This is a genomic window from Planococcus sp. MB-3u-03, assembly GCF_002833405.1.
Taxonomy (GTDB): domain Bacteria; phylum Bacillota; class Bacilli; order Bacillales_A; family Planococcaceae; genus Planococcus.
The window spans coordinates 898,227-917,802 of sequence record NZ_CP025135.1 but is presented as its reverse complement, the minus strand read 5'-3'; the positions used below and the strand labels follow the sequence as shown (position 1 = coordinate 917,802).

Below are 19,576 nucleotides of genomic sequence, written 5' to 3'. Positions count from 1 at the left end.
GGCAACTGGCTTATTTTTGTACGCTCGATTCGTCGACGCGCAGCTTGTAATTCTGTTCGATGATGCGGATCAACCCAGCCAAGCTGGCATTGACGGGCGTTTCGATTCCGTGTTTTTTCCCCAGCTTCACGATGCCGCCATTGATGACTTCGATTTCGGTCTGGCGCTTCTTCAAGATGTCCATGAGCATCGATGATTTATTGCCGCCGATATCCTGGCGGCCCATTCTCAGGCATTCCTCTGCGACCGCTTCTGCGTCCGCATCCACCCCTTCCGCACGGGCGACGAGCACCGCTTCTGCCGTGACCGCACGCAGCAAGTCTTCTCCTTCCTGCGTATTGAGGATGTCGCCGTTCTTCAGGCGGGTGAGGGCGGTCACGGAGTTGAAAGCGGCATTGACGAATAATTTATTCCAGATGACGGCGTTGACGTCTGCCGACACTTCCGTTTTCATGCCCGCTGTACTCAATTTTTCGGCAAAAGCTTTGAGTTTCTCGCTGGCAGCTTCTTCTTCGACATTGCCCAAATAGTTTATGCCCCAGCCCCTATGCAGAATTGTGCCATCGTGTTCAACGCTCGCGCCATGGCCAAGTGTTCCGGAGACGACCGTATTCATCGGAAACAATTGTTGGATCGTTTCGGCGTTCCCGATGCCATTTTGCATCGTGACGATCACCGTCTCCTCAGCCAGCTTGCCGCGCAGTTTTCCAAGCACCGCTTCATTGGCCTGGGCTTTCAACAGGACGAGCAGGATATCCACCTGCTCATCGGCTTTCAACTCCTGTACAATCTCCAGCTCGATTTGCGTAACCGAATTATCTTTTTCGACGATGCGCAAGCCTTGCTTATTGATGGCTTCCACGTGTTGATTCAAGCGGTTGTATAAGCGCACTTCTTCCCCGCTTGCCTTCAGTTTGCCTCCAGCTAAACACGCCATCGCGCCGGCCCCGGCAATTAGAATCTTCATCCCATTCCTCCTATATATGTCTACTTTCTTTCTTCACTATACCAAAAAGGCCTTCTGCGTGGCAGAAAGCCTTTTCTTAGTTTGACAAAAACTCGTAATAATCGTATTTTCCGAAGCTTATCGCTCGCTTTCCGTGGGCTCGCGCCCAAGCCTCCTCATCCGCTTCGCTGCTTGCGGGGTCTCGGTCGTCTCGCTGATCCACTGGAGTCGAGCGAACGCTTCTCCAAATACTCAGATAGAACATTGATTTTTGAATGTAGAAATGGTGATTTCCTTTTTCATTCATAACGGATTATAGACTTCTTCAACACTAAGAAAAGGCCTTCTGCTTGGCAGAAGGCCTTTTCTTAGTTTGTTGCTTCTTTGTCGCGCTTGGCTTTGTCGTTTTTGCCAACTTTGCGGATATCCGCCAAGATCAATGCCCCGATCAACAGCAAGCCGAGATAGCCGACTGCTGGGTACAGATAATTGACCAAAGCAGTGAAGCCGACGAAGCTGAGTGCAAAAGCGATCAATCCGGCAATGATAACAAAAATCCGGAATTTCTTCGTGCCGATTTCCGTGAACCGTGCAGAGAACGACAGCAGCATGCTGACAGCCGTATTGTAAATCATCGCAAAAATAACAACAGCCATGATGATTCCGAGAATTGGGGAGATATCATCCCCGATAGCGAGCATTGGCAAATCCGCTCCCCCGACAACATCCACTTTCGCGAATATCGCCACATAGCTGAGCAGGATCAACACGCCGAAACCGAGCCCGCCGATCAAACCGCCGCGGGCTGCTACTTTCTCATCTTGTTCGGCACCACCCATCACGAGCGACATCGATGCCCCAAGCGCGATGGCGAGTGACACGTAGTTGATTGCCGACAATAGCCAGTTCGGTGTAGCGGACAGTTGTTCTTTCGCAACCGGGTCGAGTGCGCTGAAACTGCTGTCCATCGTGATGACACTGTAAATGGCGATGCCCACTACCATTAAAATCAAAAACGGCGTAATGCTGGAAATGACCGTGATGACTTTTTTGACGTTCATCATGATGGTCACGATGACCAATACAATCATGATGCTGCGCCCGAATGCTGGCGCTAGATCGAATTGTTGGGAAAATATCGATCCAGCTCCTGCGATCATAACGACTAAAATACCGAATAAGGTCAAAATCAATGTATAGTCGATCACTTTTCCGAGCCATTTCCCGCTGATTCGGTAGACAACGTCTTCATGTGAGGTGGTTTGCATACGGCTTCCTAGACGGGTCAGAATCATCCCGATATAGCCGAATAATGCAGTAGCGACCAGGACGCCGCCTACACCCCAATAGCCAAAACTGGTAAAATATTGCAAAATCTCCTGTCCGGACGCAAAGCCAGCGCCGACAACGATCCCGATGAAGGCACTGGCTATTTTCAAGCTTCTTTTCATAAAACCCTCTCCCTTTTCCTGATGATGGTTAACATAGATGCTTATCAAAATGTGTTTTATGTAGATAATTTTTCATACCCCTAATTTGGGGGGGATCAAACAAATCCTTGCTTTTCCGGACCTTTTCGCTTATTCTTCCTTATTAGTAATAGAAGCTGAAAGGCGGGGAGAACAGTGGATTTGGCTGAGTTCGAGCAAGCGATAGAAAACTTCATTGGGCATGCGGGACTTTGGGCGCCTCTTTTGTTCATTTTGCTCCATTTGATCCGGCCGCTGCTGTTTTTGCCGGTGATCGCCGTATGCATTGCAGGCGGTTTCTTTCAGTTTTCCAAGGCGCCATCCTGTCTTTTATCGGATTGACGCTGATGAGTTTCATTTCTTATATGATGATCAATAAATTCCCGCGCTTCCGTGCCAAACTCGCCGCTTTGAAAGACAAATGGTTTCCTGACCGCAACCTAACCGTTTCCCAGGTGATGATTCTGCGGGTCATGCCCTTTGTCCATTTTCACCTTCTGTCGTTTTATTTGATGGAGATGACCAATACACGCAGGGAATACATGTATTATTCCGCACTTGGTTTGATCGCTCCAGCTATCCTCTATACCGCTTTCGGCAGAGCCATTTCGGAATTCCCTTGGTATACGACCCTCAGCATGTTCTTATTGCTCGCTGCGATTTTCAGCTTTATCGATAAATGGCAAAGCCGCAAGCATAAATTGGACAAAACCTGACAAGCGCAGACGGCTTCCCGTTTGCGCTTGTGTTATTGAGGTATAGTAAAATAGTAGATAGAGATGAGAGGAAGAAACTAATGCCTATATTCACCCAAAACGATATTAGCCTGTATTACGAAGATATTGGAAGCGGCCAGCCGCTCCTCCTGTTTCATGGATTAACTACCAGCTCCTCCATGTTTTACCGCGAAATCAATTTTTTCCGTACGAAGCGCCGCATTATCGCACTCGATTCAAGAGGTCACGGCCACTCGGCAAAACCTGATTCCTATACACTCGACAACCACATCGAAGACGCCGCCGCTTTATTGGACCAGCTGGGGCTGGAGTCGGTCGATGTCATCGGTGTTTCCATGGGAAGTTATATTGCACAAGGATTGGCTGCGAGACGCCCTGAACGCGTGCGCAAATTATTGTTGGTCGCCACCAAATCCTACGGCGAGCAATCATCCATGGCTGAATTATTCGATCGCCATGAAGACGAGTTTAACGGCTTATCTATCCACGACAAGCTCGATAAAGCTCAAGCCTATATGTTCCATCGCTTGACGGCCGTTAAGAAATGGCAGGAGAAAATGGCCCAAAATAGCCCCCAACTGACGATGGAGCAGCAAGGCATCGCGTCAAACGCCTTAGAGCGCTTTGATTTGCGCCCGGAACTTTCGAAGATTTCAGCAGAAACCTTGGTCATCAGCGGACGCTATGATGAATTGAACCCACCGGACAAAGGACGCGAGACGGCGCAGCTCATCCCGCACGCCAGCTTTATGGAATTCAAGCATTCGGGCCATGCCCCCAACGTCGAACAGCCTCGCCTGTTTCTCGGCATCGCCGAAAATTTTCTCGACGATTGAGTTTCATTTAACAGACTATATTAAAATCAAAAAGCACGGCGCAAAATGCGCCGTGCTTTACCATGCCATCGAGAGTTTAGGAAACCGTATTTTCCGAAGCTTATCGCTCGCTTTCCGTGGGCTCGCGCCCAAGCCTCCTCAGTCGCGATGCGCCTTGCGGGTCTCGGTCGTCTCGCTAATCCACAGGAGTCGAGCGAACGCTTCTCCAAATACTTAGACAGATCATTAATTTTTGAATGTAGAAAAAACGACTCCATTCTAGTTCGTAATGGATTTATAGACTTCTTCAACACTCTGAAAAGCACGGCGCAAAATGCGCCGTGCTTTTATTGTGCTGTATAGCCGCCGTCAAGGACCGCTGCCTGCCCGGTGATGCCAAGGGCTTTATCGCTCGCGAGAAACATCGTGTAATCGGAGATTTCCTGCACCGACAACAAGCGTTTCTGCGGAACCAATGGGTAGATGACTTCTTCTAGCACTTTTTCCAGCGAGACATTGCGCGTCTTCGCCAAATCGCCCAGCTGATTGCGCACGAGCGGCGTGTCGACATAACCCGGGCACATCGCATTGACCGTGATGCCATGCTCTGCGCCTTCTAGCGCCGCGACTTTCGTCAAGCCGATGACGCCGTGCTTGGCGCTATTATATGCTGCTTTCCCGGCGAAGCCGACGAGACCGTTGATCGACGCCATATTGATGATGCGCCCGAAGCCTTGTTTCTTCATGATCGGGAAGGCATGCTTGGTCGCGATAAACGGTGCAACCAGCATAATCTTAATCAGCAATTCGTATTTCTCGGTCGGAAATTTTTCGATCGGCGAGACGTGCTGCATCCCCGCATTATTGATCAGTACATCCAAGGAACCGAATGTTTCCACCGTTTTATCGATAGCTGCTTTGATTTCTGCTTCACTGGTAACATCGCATTTGATGCCGATGCAATCAAAGCCTTGCCCCTTCAACTCATCCGCAGCTTGTTGCACTGCTTCTTCGTTGATATCGGTCAACACGATCTTTGCGCCTTCTTTGGCAAAATCCACGCTGATTTCATAGCCGATGCCGCTCGCGGCGCCGGTGATCAATACCACTTTCTTATCTACCATGATGGAGTCCCTCCAAGTGAAAAATTAAATGCCTAGCCCTAAGGTGAACAGTACAATCGCAATCGCCAACCCAATCAGCGGCACGATCACCGTTACAGCCCCCATAGCGCCGTATGCTGCTTTATGGGTCTCGCCGCAAATCCCTTGGATCGTCGTAACGACGTAACCGTTATGCGGCAATGAATCGAGTGCGCCGGAAGAAATCGCGATGGTCCGGTGAAGTGCTTCTGTGTTGACGCCCATGTCGATGTAATGAGGAGCAATCAATGGCAAGGCAATGACCTGGCCGCCGGATGCGGATCCTGTGAGGCCTGCGATGACACTGACCGCCACGGCGCCGCCGATCAACGGGCTTCCCGGAATGCTTGTCATGGCATCGACTGCCACTTGGAAAGCCGGTACTGCTTTTGCAACGCCGCCGAAGCCGACAACCGCTGCCGTATTGCCGATGGCGATCAACGCGCCGATCGTTCCATCGGTCAATGCTTTGCCGAGATTCGTGAAGTATTTCATATTCAATAGGTATGTCGTGATGACGCCGCCGAGCAATGCCAAGATCAAGGCAGAAGTGCCGAGTGAATCGTGGAAGATGAATGAAATGGCCAGAACGACCAGCAACGGAATCAAGCCCGTCACTGGATGCGGCAATACTCGGTCCGTCAATTGCGGGTCAGTTTCTCTTGCCTCGAAGCGCTCGCCTTTATTCACGGCTTTATTGATCATGCGCTTCAGCCACCAGTAGCCGAATACCGCCATAAAGACTGCAACGATAATGCTGACTTCCCAGCCGGCGTATGGGCTCGTGTTCAAATACTCAATCGGGATCCAGTTTTGGATCTCCGGTGATCCTGCAGAAGTCATTGTAAAAGTGACAGACCCGAGCGCAAGCGCTGCCGGGATAAAACGGCGAGGCAGGTCCGCTTGCTTGAACAAGCTGAGCGCCATCGGGTAAACCGAGAAAGCAACGACGAACAAGCTGACGCCGCCATAAGTCAGAACGGCACAGGCAATAACAATCGCCAACACCGCTTTTGACAAGCCGAACTTTCCGACCAGCCATTTGGAGACGCTGTCTGCCGCTCCTGTATCTTCCATGACCTTACCGAAGATAGCCCCGAGCAAGAACATCGGGAACCATGAGGTGATGAATCCGGAGAAGCCGCCCATATAGTTCGACAATAAATTAGCTTCCCCTTCCCCCACTAATTGCGGAAACAACGGCAAGCCGCTGAGAACCGCGACGAATAATGCCGACAATGGGCCAGCGATCAACAAGTTGACGCCCCTCATCGTCAACACGATCAATAGAATAAGTCCTCCAACCATTCCGATCATACTTAACATGATTAATCCCCCTTTTGAATGTATTACGGTTTTTCTAACAAATTGGAAACGCTTACTTTTCTCCCTGAAAAGCATAGATGAATTGTCTAAATATTTAGTCCTGAAACCTTTTAATACTATACAACGAAGAAATCGATAGGTAAAATGAATAATAATAATAGCTTCCATAGACATTAGTTATAGATAAGGAGCATTCACATGGATATCCGACAGCTCAGCTACTTCATCGAAGTGGCCAAGCATCAAAGTTTTACAAAAGCTGCACAAGCCCTTCACGTGACCCAGCCGACACTCAGCAAGATGGTCAAAAACCTGGAACAGGAAATGGACGTATCGTTATTCGACCGCTCTTCGAGGAAAGTACGCTTGACCGACGCCGGAGAAGTCGTCTTCATCCAGGCGCAGAAAATCGTCAATAGCCTCGACGATTTGTCTTCTTCGCTGTATGACGTCATGAACTTGAATAAAGGCAAGATCAAAATCGGCTTGCCGCCGGTCATCAGCACCTTGTTTTTCCCGACGATCATCGCAGCGTTCCAATCCCGCTACCCCGATGTCACCGTCATCCTGGTCGAAGACGGCGCAAAGAAAGTGGAGGAAAAGTGGCCGATGGCGAAGTGGATTTGGGGTTTGTCATGCTCCCGGTCGACGCCGAGCGCTTTGACGTCGTTCCCTTTGTCGACCAGGAAATCAAACTGCTCGTCCACGAAGACCATCCGCTCGCGAACCAGGAAACACGCGATTTGATCGATTTCAGAAACGATCCGTTCCTGCTTCTCAGCAAGGAGTTCACGCTCAACGGGCGGACAGTCGAATTTTGCCGGAGCGAAGGATTCGAGCCGAAAATCGCCTATGAGAGCTCGCAATGGGATTTCATCGTCGGCATGGTCGAGAAAACCTCGGCGTCACGTTGATGCCCAAGCTGATCTGCGACCGCGTACAGGACGGCCCCTTCAAAACCGTCTCCCTGACCCAGACATTCCCGTGGCGGCTCGGCATCATCATGGCCAAAAACCGCTACGTACCTTATGTCTCCCGCGAATTCATCACACTCGTCAACCAGTTGCCGAAAGTTTGATCCGTACAAAAAGAAGCTGCCCATGAAGGCAGCTTCTTTTGCTTAGGGTTATTTCCGGTCGACGAGTGTTTGGATCATTCTTTTCAGTTCGCCGACCTCTTTTCTCAAGTCTTCGATTTCCGATGTGTCTTCTTTGATGCCTTCAAGTTCAGCCGTCTCTTTGTCGATTTCATCTGAAATCTTCTGCGCATTGTTGACGATTTCCCCGACGATCAAGTTGATCATCAGGAAGGTCGATACGACGATGAAGGAAATGAAGTACAGCCAGGACCATGGCTCAGACTCAAAGACCGGGCGGAAAATCCCGCTGGCCCAAGATTCCAATGTGAAGATCTGGAATAGCGAGATAAGCGAAAGCCCGAGATCTCCGAAATATTCCGGTTCAATATCCGCGTAAAAGAATGTGCCGATGACCGCATAGACGTAAAAGATGATCGACATGAGCAAGATGACGCTCGTGATGGTCGGAATGGCCATGAACAAGGCGGTCACGACGCGGCGCAGTGACGGAATGGTCGACACGGTCCGCAGCACACGCAGCACGCGAAAAATCCGCAATACGCTGATGAATGGCGAATTATAGAGGATAAGGCTTCCGACAACGATGATGAAATCGAAATTATTCCATGCATTGCCGAAGAATTTCGCCCGGTAAACGAATAACTTAGCGAGGATCTCCAAGGCGAAGAATGCCAGGATGATGATATCCAGCATCAACAGCCATGACCCGTAGTTTTCCGCAATTGACGGATAGGTCTCCAAGCCGACCAGCAAGGCATTGATTAAAATCAAAACAGTGATGAATGTATTGAACCGCGCACTTTCCACGATCCGCTTCAGTGATTCCTTCATAGGGCGATAGACGACTCCTTATTTAATCTTATGTAACCGATACGCTCATCGCGCAAAAAAGTTCCCTCCAATTATATCATGCAGTTATGCGGAAGTTGCTTTTCAGCCGGGCGCTCCCTCAGGTAATGTTGCGAAAATGTGACGGCCGCAGACTGCATCTCCTTCAGCGGCAAAGCAGAACCCTAAACAGCCACTAAAAAAAAGCGCCTCCAAGGAGACGCTTTCCTATTCTTGTACAAGCGAGGCGTAGACGATCAAGCGTTCTTCCCTCGTGCCCCGGTCATAATCATAGGTTCCGGAGCAGGTAATCAGCACCAGTTCGGGGGACGAATGATAGCCGAAGACCGAATCGACATCCGCCAAATCGAGCGGCACTGACTCCATCGTGTGGACCTTGAACCGCAGCTCGCGATCGTCGCCGGAGACGAAAATCTCATCTCCCGGCTCGAGCTCCGTCAAATCCCAAAACACAGCCGGGCCGTCCAAATCATCGACATGTCCCGCTATGACCGACCGCCCTCTTTGGCCCGGTCGGTAGCCCGGAGAAAACCAGCTCAGTTCCTCGCCGTTATCCGGCACCGCCATTTCCCCCGTATCGGTCACGCCGAGATGCGTGACATCCGCTTCCACCCCAATGGATGGGATGGACAGCGTCTCTGGCGCGATGCCTGGCTGGTTCAGTTCATTGATCGGGTTGCCCGCCTGCTTTGACTTCGGCTCAGCCGCCGGTTTTTCTTTCTCAGCGGCTTTCGCCTCCCCTGCTTCTTTCGGTTGTTCTGATATCGCCGCTTCCGCTTTGGCGGAAAAGCCGACTTCCGCACTGCGGATACTCACTTCATCTTGCGGGGCAGACGTACATCCCGCAAGAAATACGGCAGCGAGGAGCAATGCGAATTTATTGAAATCGTTTTCTCCACACAAGCCCGCTAGCTGCTACCAAGAACAACGCGCCACCGACCAGCAGCCACATGGACTGGGATTGTTCAGGCGTGCTAAGTCCAGTTGTCGGCATTTCATCCGGCGATGCAGCCGCTTCGTAATCGACAAGGGCGATCACTTCAAGGGAATCGACTGTGTTGACTGCAAAGACAGAGTAGACAGTATCTGCAGCAAGTTCAGTTCCTTCGAGCGGCAATACTTGTGTGCCATCCGGCAAACGGATTTCCAAGTCGTACGTGTCAGGAGCTACTTCTGCATAATCCGTGATTCCCGGGAACTCGGCTCCGCTGAACAGCGCATCTCCTCCGATGATCCCAACATCAACTGCCGGGGCATCCGGGGACAAATGGCCGACGCGGATTTTCGCCTGGCCTTCAGTGACTTCCATGGAATCTTCAGCTACTACAAATTCGATGGACTCCAAGAGGTTGGCTGCTGCGACTGTATAAGCTTTACCGGCTTCCACTTCCAGATCAGCCTGCAAAACGCCTTCTCCTGCTGCATATTCAGTACCTGCAGCGAATACTTCTACATCATGTGTTCCAGCCGGGACTTCCAAATATCCGGAATCCGTCTTGAATGGTACTTCTTCGAGCGTTAAATCCCCGTTGACGTACACATCTACTGCAGGGGCATCAGGTGAAGCGTGCAACACCCGAACTTTTGCCATGTCACCGTGTTCATCCGCCATGACCAAAGATCCGAGAAGCGAAAACAGCACCAGCATTGCGACAAGAGAGACAGATAACTTCTTCATGTGTCCAACCTCTTTCCATATAGTATTTGTATAACTTTTGTACACCTCATTTATACACCCTACACAAGATAATTTCAATAGATATCTAACTATTCTGATAAATTTGAGTGATTTGGCATGTAAAGTGATACAAACTTACGTGGAATAGAAAAAGTTGCCAGGAGTCCTTATTCCTGGCAACCACCCATTATTTATTCATTTATCAGCATTCAAGTCAATCAAGCTCTCAATCACCGTTTCGCCAAGTGCCTGTGTTGCCAAACGGTCAGCTTCCGCGTTTTCCTTTCTCGGGACAAATTCGTATTCGGGATGGATGCCGAGCTTTTCCAGGCGCTGGTCGATCCGGTCTGCCCACCTTGCCAAGCTTTGTTCCGGCACTGCCCATTCACCGCTCATCTGATTGACCAAGGTCCTCGAGTCTCCGATAAAGCGGACAGGCAGATGGTGGACGCCGAGCAATTCGATTTCCTGGACCGCCATCGACAGCGCTGCGTATTCTGCCTCATTGTTCGAGTCGATCTCGTCGATGACCGCATTTTTTCTCAACCGGTAGTCCTTGCCGTTTTGCTTGAAGTAAACCGCGCAGCCGAGTCCCGCTCGTTTCGAATGGCGGTCAAAGCCTCCATCGTAATAGGCAATGACGTCATGCGGCTCCGTTTCGACTTCCTTGACGTAATTTTTCAGTTCCTTGACGCTCCAATTGCTGTTATGCCGGTCGGCAAACTGAAGTCGCTTGGTGCGCCCTGTGCGTTCCAGGTCCTCGGCCACCATCAGCGCTTCGTTTGCTCCAAGCTCTTCTGAGAGAAATTGCACGACTTTGTTTTCGGTGATTTATACGTCCAATCGATCCGTACTTTCATTGAGCCACCGCCTTTATCCGTCGATTGGGCTGTCGTTGTTTACAGCCCTTTGTCTTCAAAGCGTTTGAGGTCGTCTTTATGCCCCATCGCAATCAAAATATCTCCTGCTTCCACTTGGTCTTCGAGCAGCGGCGCGATATTGACATCTTCGCCGTGCTTGATCGCCAAAATCATGCAGCCATAATCTTTGCGGATATTCAGTTCGCCGAGGGTTTTGCCAATTACTTTTTGAAGCTGCCAATTCGATGATGCTGTAGTTTTCCGATAGATTGATATAATCGACCACTTTTCGGAATCGATGTGATGTGCTGTCCGGACGCCCATTTCATATTCCGGCTGGATGACGCGGTCTGCCCCGATGCGTTCGAGGATCTTTTGATGCTGCTGGTCGCGTGCCTTAACCCAAACTTTCGGTACACCGAGTTCCTTCAGCATGAGCGTGCACAAGACACTCGCTTGCAAGTCATCGCCGATTGCGACAATGGCGTACTCGAAGTTCCGGACACCTAGCGACTTCAGGCTGCCTTCATCCGTCGCATCGGCTGTTGCCGTATGGCTCGCATAATCGGACATCGTACTCACCGTTTCCGGATTGGAATCGATCGCCATGATATCGTGCCCCATTCCGTAAAGTTCCTTGCAGACACTGCTTCCGAAGCGCCCAAGCCCGATTACCACTATTTGTTTTTCACGTCTGTCCCTACTTTCCGTTGCATGATTCGAACGATTTCCCGTTACCAAAATAGTACGCTACTCTTTGGCATTTTGTCGAAGATTTCACCCCGTTTTGCTTATTTAACCGAGCAAGGACCGACAAACTTTCTTCTAGATTATATTGACGCATTCTCCAACTCCTGAAACAAGCGAATGGCACAGCCTTTCGCTTTGTACTACAATGGAAGGTAATATCCTTTATATCCGATAGAAAGGTTGTTTAGTTAATGAAACCATTTGATTCCATTACAGACCTGATTGGCGATACGCCTGTCGTTAAATTGAACCGCATCGTCCCTGAAGGCGCAGCGGATGTCTATGTAAAACTTGAAATGTTCAACCCGACCAAAAGCGTCAAGGACCGGGCGGCTTACAATATGATCAAGCAAGCTGAAGAGTCCGGCGAATTGAAGGCAGGGTCGACAATCATCGAACCTACGAGCGGCAATACCGGCATCGGCCTGGCGATGGTCGCTGCAGCAAAAGGCTACCGCTCCATCCTCGTACTGCCGGACAATGCCACTCAAGAACGCATCAATTTGCTGAAAGCTTTCGGTTCGAAAGTCGTCTTGACGCCAAGTGACGATAAAATGCCTGGCGCGATCCAAAAAGCGCTTGAATTGCGGGAAACGATTCCTGGAAGCTTTATCCCGCAGCAATTTGAAAATCCAGCCAACCCCGATGCCCATCGCGGCACGACGGCGCTTGAAATCCTTGAGCAAATGGACGGACAGCTCGACGCATTCGTCGCTTCGGCTGGAACAGGCGGCACCATTACCGGAACCGGCGAGACCTTGAAAGATCACTTGCCGAACCTCCACATTACAGTCGTCGAACCGAAAGGCTCACCTGTCCTGTCAGGCGGCAAGCCCGGCAAGCATAAACTCGTCGGTACTAGCCCTGGATTCGTGCCGGATACCTTAAATACGGCAATCTACGATGAAATTATGGCGATCGAGGATGAAGACGCCATCGAGATGTTCCGCCGCTCCGCTCGGGAAGAAGGCGTCTTTGTCGGCCCTTCTGCCGGCGCGACTATTTATGCGGCAATCGAGATCGCCAAACGGCTCGGAGCCGGCAAAAAGGTATTGTGCATTGCACCGGACACCGGTGAACGCTATTTGAGCATGAACCTATTCGAATGAATTTTGTTTTGGAAAGAGAGGCAGATGCCTCTCTTTTTTTATTGCCCGAAACTTTTTTGCGCGAGATTATTGACAATCCCTATAAAACTACTATACTTTATTAAATGATATCCGATTGGAAAGGTAGGTTTTATAGCCAGTGAATTATTTTGTTTATTGAAATCCAGCACATCAACAAGATCTATACCGATAAAGACAATAATGCCAATACCGTATTAAAGATATAAACCTTGAAATCCCGAAAGGCCAATTCGTCTCGATTCTTGGCCCATCCGGGTGCGGCAAGTCGACTTTGCTGTCGATGATCGCCGGCCTCACCTCCGCTTCGTCCGGCGGCATCGTCGTCGACGGAAAGAATGTCCAGAAGCCCGGCAAAGACCGCGGCATGGTGTTCCAGGAAGCAGCCTTGTTCCCTTGGATGTCCGTGACGGAAAACGTCGTGTTTCCGTTGCGCAAGGACATGAACAACAAGCAAGCTGCAGAACGCGCACGCCATTTCCTGCAGATGGTCCAGCTCAGCAATTACGCGGGCCACTACCCGCATGAATTGTCGGGCGGCATGCAGCAGCGCGTCTCGATCGCGCACCTTAGCGATGGACCCCGCTGTGCTCTTGATGGACGAACCGTTCGGCGCGCTTGATGAACAGACGCGCAGCCGGCTCCACGGGCAATTGGAGAAAATCTGGATCGATACGCAGAAAACCATCGTTTTTGTCACGCACAGCATTTCGGAATCGATCAAGCTATCGGACCGCATCGTCGTGATGGGCACCCGTCCCGGAACTGTCATCGCGGACATCGAAGTCGATATCCCACGCCCGCGCGATGAACATAAACAACAAGTCGCCGCGCTCGAAGAACGCATCATGGGGCTGTTGAAAGGTGAAATCGATAAAGTCATAAACGAGGAGCTTGCTTATGAAGCCCGCAGTTAAGCGCCTCCTGTTTTTCACTGGACTGATTGTTTTCTGGGGTCTCGGTTCCCAATTCGAATTATGGCATGAAACGATCCTGCCTTCGCCGTTCAGCGTATGGGACGCACTGGTCGCAGGATTCGCCGATATGACTTTGGTCTATGACCTGGTGGCGAGTTTCCGGCGCCTGTTGATCGGCCTCGCCGTTTCACTTTTGATTGGGACGGCACTCGGCATTTTGCTGGCCCGCTCCAAAACGGCCGATGACACGATTGGCTCGATGGTCCTGGCTTTGCAAAGCGTACCGAGCATCATCTGGCTGCCGCTTGCGATGATGTGGTTCGGCCTCGGGGAAGGCGCCATCATTTTCGTCGTCATCCTCGGCGGTACATTCGTCATGACGCTCAATGTCCGGACAGGCATCAAAAACGTCAACCCGCTTTATATCAAAGCAGCCCGCACGATGGGATCCGGCGGCATCGACCTATTCTGGAAAGTCATCATCCCGGCGTCGGTCCCTTATCTTGTAACCGGCGCGCGTCTCGCCTGGGCTTTTGCCTGGCGCGCGCTCATGGCCGGTGAATTATTAAGTGCCGGGCCAGGGCTTGGCTATACTTTGCGCTATGCTTCCGATTTCGGCAATATGGCACTCGTCATCGGTGTCATGATCATCATCGGTGTCGTCGGTGCAGTCGTCGACCAATTGATTTTCCAACGCATCGAAAAGAATGTCCTGAAACGCTGGGGACTCGAATCCTAATATCCAAAACCATTTGAGGAGGAATCATTTTATGAAAAGATCCGGACTTATTTTAACTTCACTCGCGGCTGCGGGGATCCTGTCAGCTTGCGGAGCTTCAGGTGCCGCAACAGGCGATTCCGAAGATACCATCGTACTCGGCTATTTCCCGAACCTTGACCACGCCACGGCAATGGTCGCAAAAGACCAGCAGTTCTATGAAAGCAATTTGCCGGAAGGCACGAATGTCGAATACGTCACATTCGCTGACGGCTCCGACTTCATGACCGCCTTGAAAACCGGCGACATCGACGGCGGCCTGGTCGGCCCGGGCCCAGCGATGAACAACTATACGAACGGTGCGGATGTGCGCATGATCGCTGGCGGCGCGAGCGGCGGAACAGTCGTCATGGCACGTGACGGCAGCGGCATCGAATCCATCGAAGACATCCCAGGCAGCACGTTCATCACACCGCGCGTCGGCTGCACGCATGATGTCCAGTTCGAAACTTATATGAAAGAAAACGACATCACATCAAACCGCATCGGCGGCGAAATGATCCACCAAACCGGCAAGCCGGCCCAATATGAAGCCATGTTCGAAACGGGCAAAATTGATGTTGCGGTCGCCCCGGAACCTTGGGCATCTGTACTCGCTCAAAATACCGGCGCCAAAGTGATCATCGAACCGGATGAAATTTCCTTCGGCACGACGCTTCCGGCATCGGTTCTCGTCACTTCCAGCGAATTGATCGAGTCCGATCCGGAAACCGTGCAAGCGATTGTTGACGCACATGAAGAAGCAACTGCCTATATTGAAGAAAACCCGGAAGAATCCAAGGAAATCGTCATTTCCACAATCGACGATATCACCGGCCAAGAGCTTGAAAAATCCGTTATCGACGGCGCTTGGGATAATATGTTCTTCAGCACGGACATCGATGGCGAAGAAATCCAAGCCTTCGGCGATTCATCCTTCGACTTGAAATTCCTGAAAGAAAAACCTGACTTCAGCGAATTGACCGATACACAGTTTTTAAACTAAATGAATGAAAGAACAAAAGCCCCCACCAATTCAGGTGGGGGCTTTTGTCATGTCCGCTGTGCTTTTTCAAGCCGCGCAACAGCTCGCCAAGCATGATAGATCAAGCGGTCGAACCATAATAAGGCATCGACTTTTTTCAAGACCGTCGCAAGCTCTGCTTCGTTTTTAGCAGCACGGATATAGTATTCGTTGCGCCGCGCTTTCCGTTCGGCGGCCATTTCTTCCGAAGCACCACGGAACTCTTGCGCCAGCTCCGGCAATTGTTCGTCTTCGGTTATTTCGGTTTGCGCTTTGTCGAGCAGTGGCATCCATTTGCCGGTGAGGCCCGGGTGAACCTGGTATGCTTCCCGGCCAATCGGCTCTTCAATCACTTGCAGCAGGCGGTCGACATGGTCTAGCGTATGGAGAATCTGCACATGCCGCTGAAAAGCCTCTTGCGGCATGGACTGGATTTGGTCGAGGAAAGTACGGACTTCCATCGCTGCCCCATGCAAAGTATCCACTTTGCGCCGGTCCACCGTGCCGTCCCGCAGCACCATCCGCATCAGCTGCATCAATTCCGATAAGATTAATTGGATTGTCTGATGAACCGCTTCAAGCGCCACTTCCGGAAGTTTAGCTACTTGAGGATTTAAATGCTGGACGAACGGATTGCCTTTTCGGGAACGATTTTTTCGATCAACCGGATGAACGGGCGAATCAACAGCGCAAAAACCAGAACACCGAGCACATTGAACAAAGTATGGAAAATGGCGATGCCGAATGCCGCGTCGAATTCATCAAATATCAACCGGGTGATGGCAGCGGTCGCCTGCAATAATTGAGGTGTTAGAATTAACGCCAACAGGGCTGTCCCGATATTGAACAACACATGCGTCAAGCCCGCCCGCTTCGCTGCTGTCCCTGCCCCGACAGCGGCAAGAATTGCGGTGAGCGTCGTTCCGATATTTTGCCCGATAACGAGATACGCCGCTTGTTCGAATTCGATGACGCCTGAAAATAAAGCCGTCAATGTGGTAGCCACAGCGGCACTTGAAGATTGCATAATGACGGTCATGATGATGCCGATCAAAACGAGCAGGAAGATGTTTGTCAGCCCGGCAAAGGAAACAGCATGCTGCAGCTCCCCCATTCCTTCTTGCAAAACCCCGATGCCAAGAAACAACAGGCCGAATCCGGCAAGAACCGACCCGTAAGCCGGGCTTCGCTCGGGAAGGAAAGTCTTCAACAACACTCCGAATCCAATGATCGGCAGCGCCCACCCTTGAAGATCCACCTTGAATCCAATAAGTGAAACGAGCCATCCGGTGCTGGTGCTGCCGATATTCGCCCCCATGATGATGCCAACAGACTGGGCAAAACTGAGCAAACCGGCACTGACGAAGCCGATTGTCAAAAGCGTAACAGCTGTGGAGGATTGGATGATGGCCGTGATGAAAGCGCCTGAAAAGATGGCGCGCCCGGTGCCTCCCGCAAACCGGTTCATCCATCCTTTGATGAATTCTCCAGTCAGCTCTTTCAAGGAGCCGGTCATCATTTGCATGCCTAGAAGAAATAAGCCGATTCCGCCTAAAATCGCCAAAAGCATCGCCATCACGCCCACCTCCTTTGTTTTACAGTGTATACGAAAAGCTGAATGTTTACCGAAAGAAAATCGGCTGTTTTGATTTCACTTTGCCGTGAATTTAAATCCACATAAAAAAAGCCTTCCGCAGAAGGCTCTTCCTCTTTACTTCATATCATGGGAAAACTTAATTTCTTCGCCGCCCCGGTAATCGACTTCGAGATCGAAATCCTCTACTTCAGCCGCATCGATCGACAATGCTTGCAGAACTTCAGCTTTCATATCATCGATGGAACGGGCTGTCGTGACGTTGACTTGGCCGAGCAACTGCTCCATCTCATCGAGTGCTCCTGCCCCTTCGCTTTCCGATCCATCACGGCGCTCGATTTCCGCTTCCCGCTCATCGCTTTCGAAATCATAACTCGATTCGCCGCCTCCCATAAATGTCAGTTCGAGCGAGAATTCATCGAGCTCTTCAGATCTTGCGCCGTTTCTCACATCGTGGTCGATTTCCATTTCTTCCCCCGACTCGAATTTCACATCCAGCTCAAACTCCCGGACATCCGCTTGCTGGGCATTGACCGCCTCCAACACTTCACGCTTGATGTCTTCAAGCGGGCGTGCCGTTGAAAACTGAATGGCTTGGAAAAGTTGCGCAAATTCATCTTGGGCTTCCTGGCCAGATAGCCGGTCTCCAGAATCGCGCTCGATCGAAGCTTGGTTGCGGTCGTAATCGAATTCCCATTCACGGTCATCCGTGAACTTCAAATCCAAGTCGAATTCGCGGATCTCGCCGCTTGCTGCTGGAGATGATGCCTGTTCATCTTGCGCTGCTTGTTCCGAACTGTCCGCTTGTTCAACAGATTCTCCCTGCGCTGCGTCGCTATCTCCGTTCGTTGCATCCCCTTGTTGCTGCGTCGCATTTTCAGTATCCGCTGTTGTCGTTTCGCTCGTATCTTGTCCTGTGCCGCATCCTGCCAATAAAATCACTGCGGCCATTCCTGCCGTCATTTTCTTCATCTTCAAACACCCTTTCTCGCTTTATGATAGTTCTATCATATCCGCGTGGACTGAGTGACTGCTGAGGAGAACATTAAAATTCCATGAGAATGAAAAAAGCGGGGGCATCCAAGCCTCCGCTCCTTATGAAATACTGGTTTCTTGATTGCGCCAAAACCAAATGACGACAGGCACCAATAACAATGACAGAATCCCGCCGGCAAGCGACAGCACCGCAAAGCTGGTACCGGCTACGACCATTCCCGACATGCCGCCGCCAGTCGCACCGGCCAAGGCGATCAGGACATCGACCGTCCCTTGTGTTTTCGCTCGCGCTTTCGGTTTTGTCGAATCGACGATCAACGCCGTACCGCTGATCAAACCGAAGTTCCAGCCAAGCCCGAGCAACGCCAAGGCGAGAATCAGGACAAACAGCGAATCTCCAGGGGCGAAGGCCGCAACAAGCCCTGCTGCGAGCAAGGTCACCCCTGCTGCGAGCAAGGTCACCCCTGCTGCGACGACCATCGCGACGCGCCCAGCTTTGTCGACCAGCACCCCGGTCACGAGCGAAGGCAAATACATCGCCGCTACATGGATGCCGATGACCATGCCGATCGCATTGAGGCTATGGCCATGATGGCCCATATGCACCGGCGTCATGGTCATGATCGCGACCATGACGATTTGCGTGATGACCATGACTGTTGCACCGAGAAAAACGCCGCGGCTATTGACCGCTGGGCCTGCCACTTCTTCTTCTCCTGACGCAGCCTGATCCCGTTTTTGCTGATCGCTGATAAAACGCGACACCATGAGCGGATCTGGGCGCAATAGCGCAAATAACACGATGCCTGCCAGTATGTATGCGACTCCCGCTAAAATGAACGGGCCGGCAAGTGCCGGCACCCCGATCGATTCAGCGAAACTTCCCATGACGCCAACCAGATTCGGGCCGGCAAATGCGCCGAACGTGGTCGCCACCATTGCAACGCTGATGGCCGTGCCGCGCTGCTTCGTGCTTGCCAGGTCGGTTCCTGCATAACGTGCTTGAAGATTCGTCGCCGTTCCCGCACCGTAAATAAGAAGCGATAGGAACAGCAGAAAGACATTGCCCCATATCGCGGCAAATACGACACCGATCGAGCCGATGCCCCCCGTAAGAAACCCAGCAGCCAAGCCAGTCCTGCGGCCGAAACGCTGAGACAAGCGCCCGACAACGAGCGCAGCCCCTGCCGAGCCGAGTGTGAAGAGAAAGACCGGAAGCCCAGCATAGCTTTCTGTGCCGAGCATATCCCGCGCGAGCAAGGCGCCGACCGTAATCCCGGCAGCCAGTCCCGCTCCCCCGAAAATTTGCGAGAGCATGACAATCCACAAGGTGCGCTTATACAAGCCCTGCAGTTTTTCCGGCGACTCGATATAGCTTTCAAGCGTGTGACTGCCTGCTTGCGTTCTTTCGTTAGCCATCGTTCGGCCTCCATTCAAAGTTAAATAACAGCTTCATTATAGCGCGTTTCCTTTCGCTTTGGAGGATGGAA

General features: G+C 51.3%; 18 protein-coding genes and 3 pseudogenes. 8 read left to right on the top strand and 13 right to left on the bottom strand.

Annotated features, from left to right (window positions below):
* Window positions 1-10 precede the first annotated feature (10 nt).
* Together CW734_RS05840 and CW734_RS05830 are read right to left on the bottom strand one after the other, a co-directional pair.
* A complete protein-coding gene (locus CW734_RS05840; RefSeq protein ID WP_101189827.1) occupies window positions 11-967 on the bottom strand; it encodes a ketopantoate reductase family protein in 957 nt (318 codons plus the stop codon).
* Window positions 968-1,314: 347 nt separating this feature from the next.
* Complete coding sequence (locus CW734_RS05830) at window positions 1,315-2,397, bottom strand: YkvI family membrane protein (protein WP_101189825.1); 1,083 nt, start codon at window positions 2,395-2,397, stop codon at window positions 1,315-1,317.
* A 174-nt stretch (window positions 2,398-2,571) separates the two neighbouring features.
* On the opposite strand from CW734_RS05830, the gene CW734_RS19585 reads away from it, so the two are divergent.
* From CW734_RS19585 to CW734_RS05820, 3 genes are all read left to right on the top strand, one after another.
* Entirely contained in the window at window positions 2,572-2,757 is a 186-nt protein-coding gene (locus CW734_RS19585) for a TVP38/TMEM64 family protein (protein ID WP_332871020.1), read from the top strand.
* A gap of 5 nt (window positions 2,758-2,762) precedes the next feature.
* Complete coding sequence (locus CW734_RS05825) at window positions 2,763-3,131, top strand: TVP38/TMEM64 family protein (RefSeq protein WP_332871019.1); 369 nt, start codon at window positions 2,763-2,765, stop codon at window positions 3,129-3,131.
* A gap of 80 nt (window positions 3,132-3,211) precedes the next feature.
* Window positions 3,212-3,988, top strand: a complete 777-nt coding sequence (locus tag CW734_RS05820; RefSeq protein WP_101189824.1) for an alpha/beta fold hydrolase — start codon at window positions 3,212-3,214, stop codon at window positions 3,986-3,988.
* Window positions 3,989-4,314: 326 nt separating this feature from the next.
* On the opposite strand, the gene CW734_RS05815 is transcribed toward CW734_RS05820, so the two are convergent.
* Together CW734_RS05815 and CW734_RS05810 are read right to left on the bottom strand one after the other, a co-directional pair.
* The gene (locus CW734_RS05815) at window positions 4,315-5,091 is read right to left on the bottom strand and encodes a 3-hydroxybutyrate dehydrogenase (protein ID WP_101189823.1); all 777 of its coding nucleotides are present in this window, start codon (window positions 5,089-5,091) and stop codon (window positions 4,315-4,317) included.
* 24 nt (window positions 5,092-5,115) lie between these two features.
* Window positions 5,116-6,435 (bottom strand): GntP family permease, encoded by a 1,320-nt coding sequence (locus CW734_RS05810; RefSeq protein WP_101189822.1) that lies wholly within the window; start codon window positions 6,433-6,435, stop codon window positions 5,116-5,118.
* Between the two features lie 198 nt (window positions 6,436-6,633).
* On the opposite strand from CW734_RS05810, the pseudogene CW734_RS05805 reads away from it, so the two are divergent.
* A pseudogene (locus CW734_RS05805) lies at window positions 6,634-7,513 on the top strand (LysR substrate-binding domain-containing protein).
* A 48-nt stretch (window positions 7,514-7,561) separates the two neighbouring features.
* Here the strand turns inward: CW734_RS05805 and CW734_RS05800 are convergent.
* The 5 genes and pseudogenes from CW734_RS05800 to CW734_RS05780 form a co-directional block, all read right to left on the bottom strand.
* On the bottom strand, window positions 7,562-8,365 hold the full coding sequence (locus CW734_RS05800) for an ion transporter (RefSeq protein WP_101189821.1): 804 nt from the start codon (window positions 8,363-8,365) through the stop codon (window positions 7,562-7,564).
* A gap of 225 nt (window positions 8,366-8,590) precedes the next feature.
* On the bottom strand, window positions 8,591-9,286 hold the full coding sequence (locus tag CW734_RS05795; RefSeq protein ID WP_101189820.1) for a class F sortase: 696 nt from the start codon (window positions 9,284-9,286) through the stop codon (window positions 8,591-8,593).
* Window positions 9,261-10,061 (bottom strand): DUF4397 domain-containing protein, encoded by an 801-nt coding sequence (locus tag CW734_RS05790; protein WP_101189819.1) that lies wholly within the window; start codon window positions 10,059-10,061, stop codon window positions 9,261-9,263. The genes CW734_RS05795 and CW734_RS05790 overlap by 26 nt, the downstream gene beginning before the upstream one ends.
* 195 nt (window positions 10,062-10,256) lie before the next feature.
* Entirely contained in the window at window positions 10,257-10,874 is a 618-nt protein-coding gene (locus CW734_RS05785) for a reverse transcriptase-like protein (protein ID WP_332871018.1), read from the bottom strand.
* 86 nt (window positions 10,875-10,960) lie between these two features.
* Window positions 10,961-11,662: pseudogene (locus tag CW734_RS05780) on the bottom strand (potassium channel family protein).
* Between the two features lie 200 nt (window positions 11,663-11,862).
* On the opposite strand from CW734_RS05780, the gene cysK reads away from it, so the two are divergent.
* From cysK to CW734_RS05760, 4 genes and pseudogenes are all read left to right on the top strand, one after another.
* Window positions 11,863-12,780, top strand: coding sequence for a cysteine synthase A (gene cysK, locus CW734_RS05775; protein ID WP_101189818.1), 918 nt, complete (start codon window positions 11,863-11,865; stop codon window positions 12,778-12,780).
* Window positions 12,781-12,929: 149 nt separating this feature from the next.
* Window positions 12,930-13,715 (top strand): annotated as a pseudogene (locus tag CW734_RS05770) (ABC transporter ATP-binding protein).
* Complete coding sequence (locus CW734_RS05765; protein ID WP_101189817.1) at window positions 13,699-14,454, top strand: ABC transporter permease; 756 nt, start codon at window positions 13,699-13,701, stop codon at window positions 14,452-14,454. The pseudogene CW734_RS05770 and the gene CW734_RS05765 overlap by 17 nt, the downstream one beginning before the upstream one ends.
* Window positions 14,455-14,485: 31 nt before the next feature.
* The gene (locus CW734_RS05760; RefSeq protein WP_101189816.1) at window positions 14,486-15,478 is read left to right on the top strand and encodes an ABC transporter substrate-binding protein; all 993 of its coding nucleotides are present in this window, start codon (window positions 14,486-14,488) and stop codon (window positions 15,476-15,478) included.
* A gap of 47 nt (window positions 15,479-15,525) precedes the next feature.
* Here the strand turns inward: CW734_RS05760 and CW734_RS18680 are convergent, their stop codons facing one another.
* The 4 genes from CW734_RS18680 to CW734_RS05745 form a co-directional block, all read right to left on the bottom strand.
* On the bottom strand, window positions 15,526-16,083 hold the full coding sequence (locus tag CW734_RS18680; protein ID WP_232787176.1) for a hypothetical protein: 558 nt from the start codon (window positions 16,081-16,083) through the stop codon (window positions 15,526-15,528).
* 26 nt (window positions 16,084-16,109) lie between these two features.
* Window positions 16,110-17,072 (bottom strand): Na/Pi cotransporter family protein, encoded by a 963-nt coding sequence (locus CW734_RS18675; protein WP_232787175.1) that lies wholly within the window; start codon window positions 17,070-17,072, stop codon window positions 16,110-16,112.
* A gap of 135 nt (window positions 17,073-17,207) precedes the next feature.
* A complete protein-coding gene (locus tag CW734_RS05750; protein ID WP_101189815.1) occupies window positions 17,208-18,062 on the bottom strand; it encodes a YusW family protein in 855 nt (284 codons plus the stop codon).
* A gap of 123 nt (window positions 18,063-18,185) precedes the next feature.
* Window positions 18,186-19,505, bottom strand: a complete 1,320-nt coding sequence (locus CW734_RS05745; RefSeq protein WP_101189814.1) for an MFS transporter — start codon at window positions 19,503-19,505, stop codon at window positions 18,186-18,188.
* Window positions 19,506-19,576 lie beyond the last annotated feature (71 nt).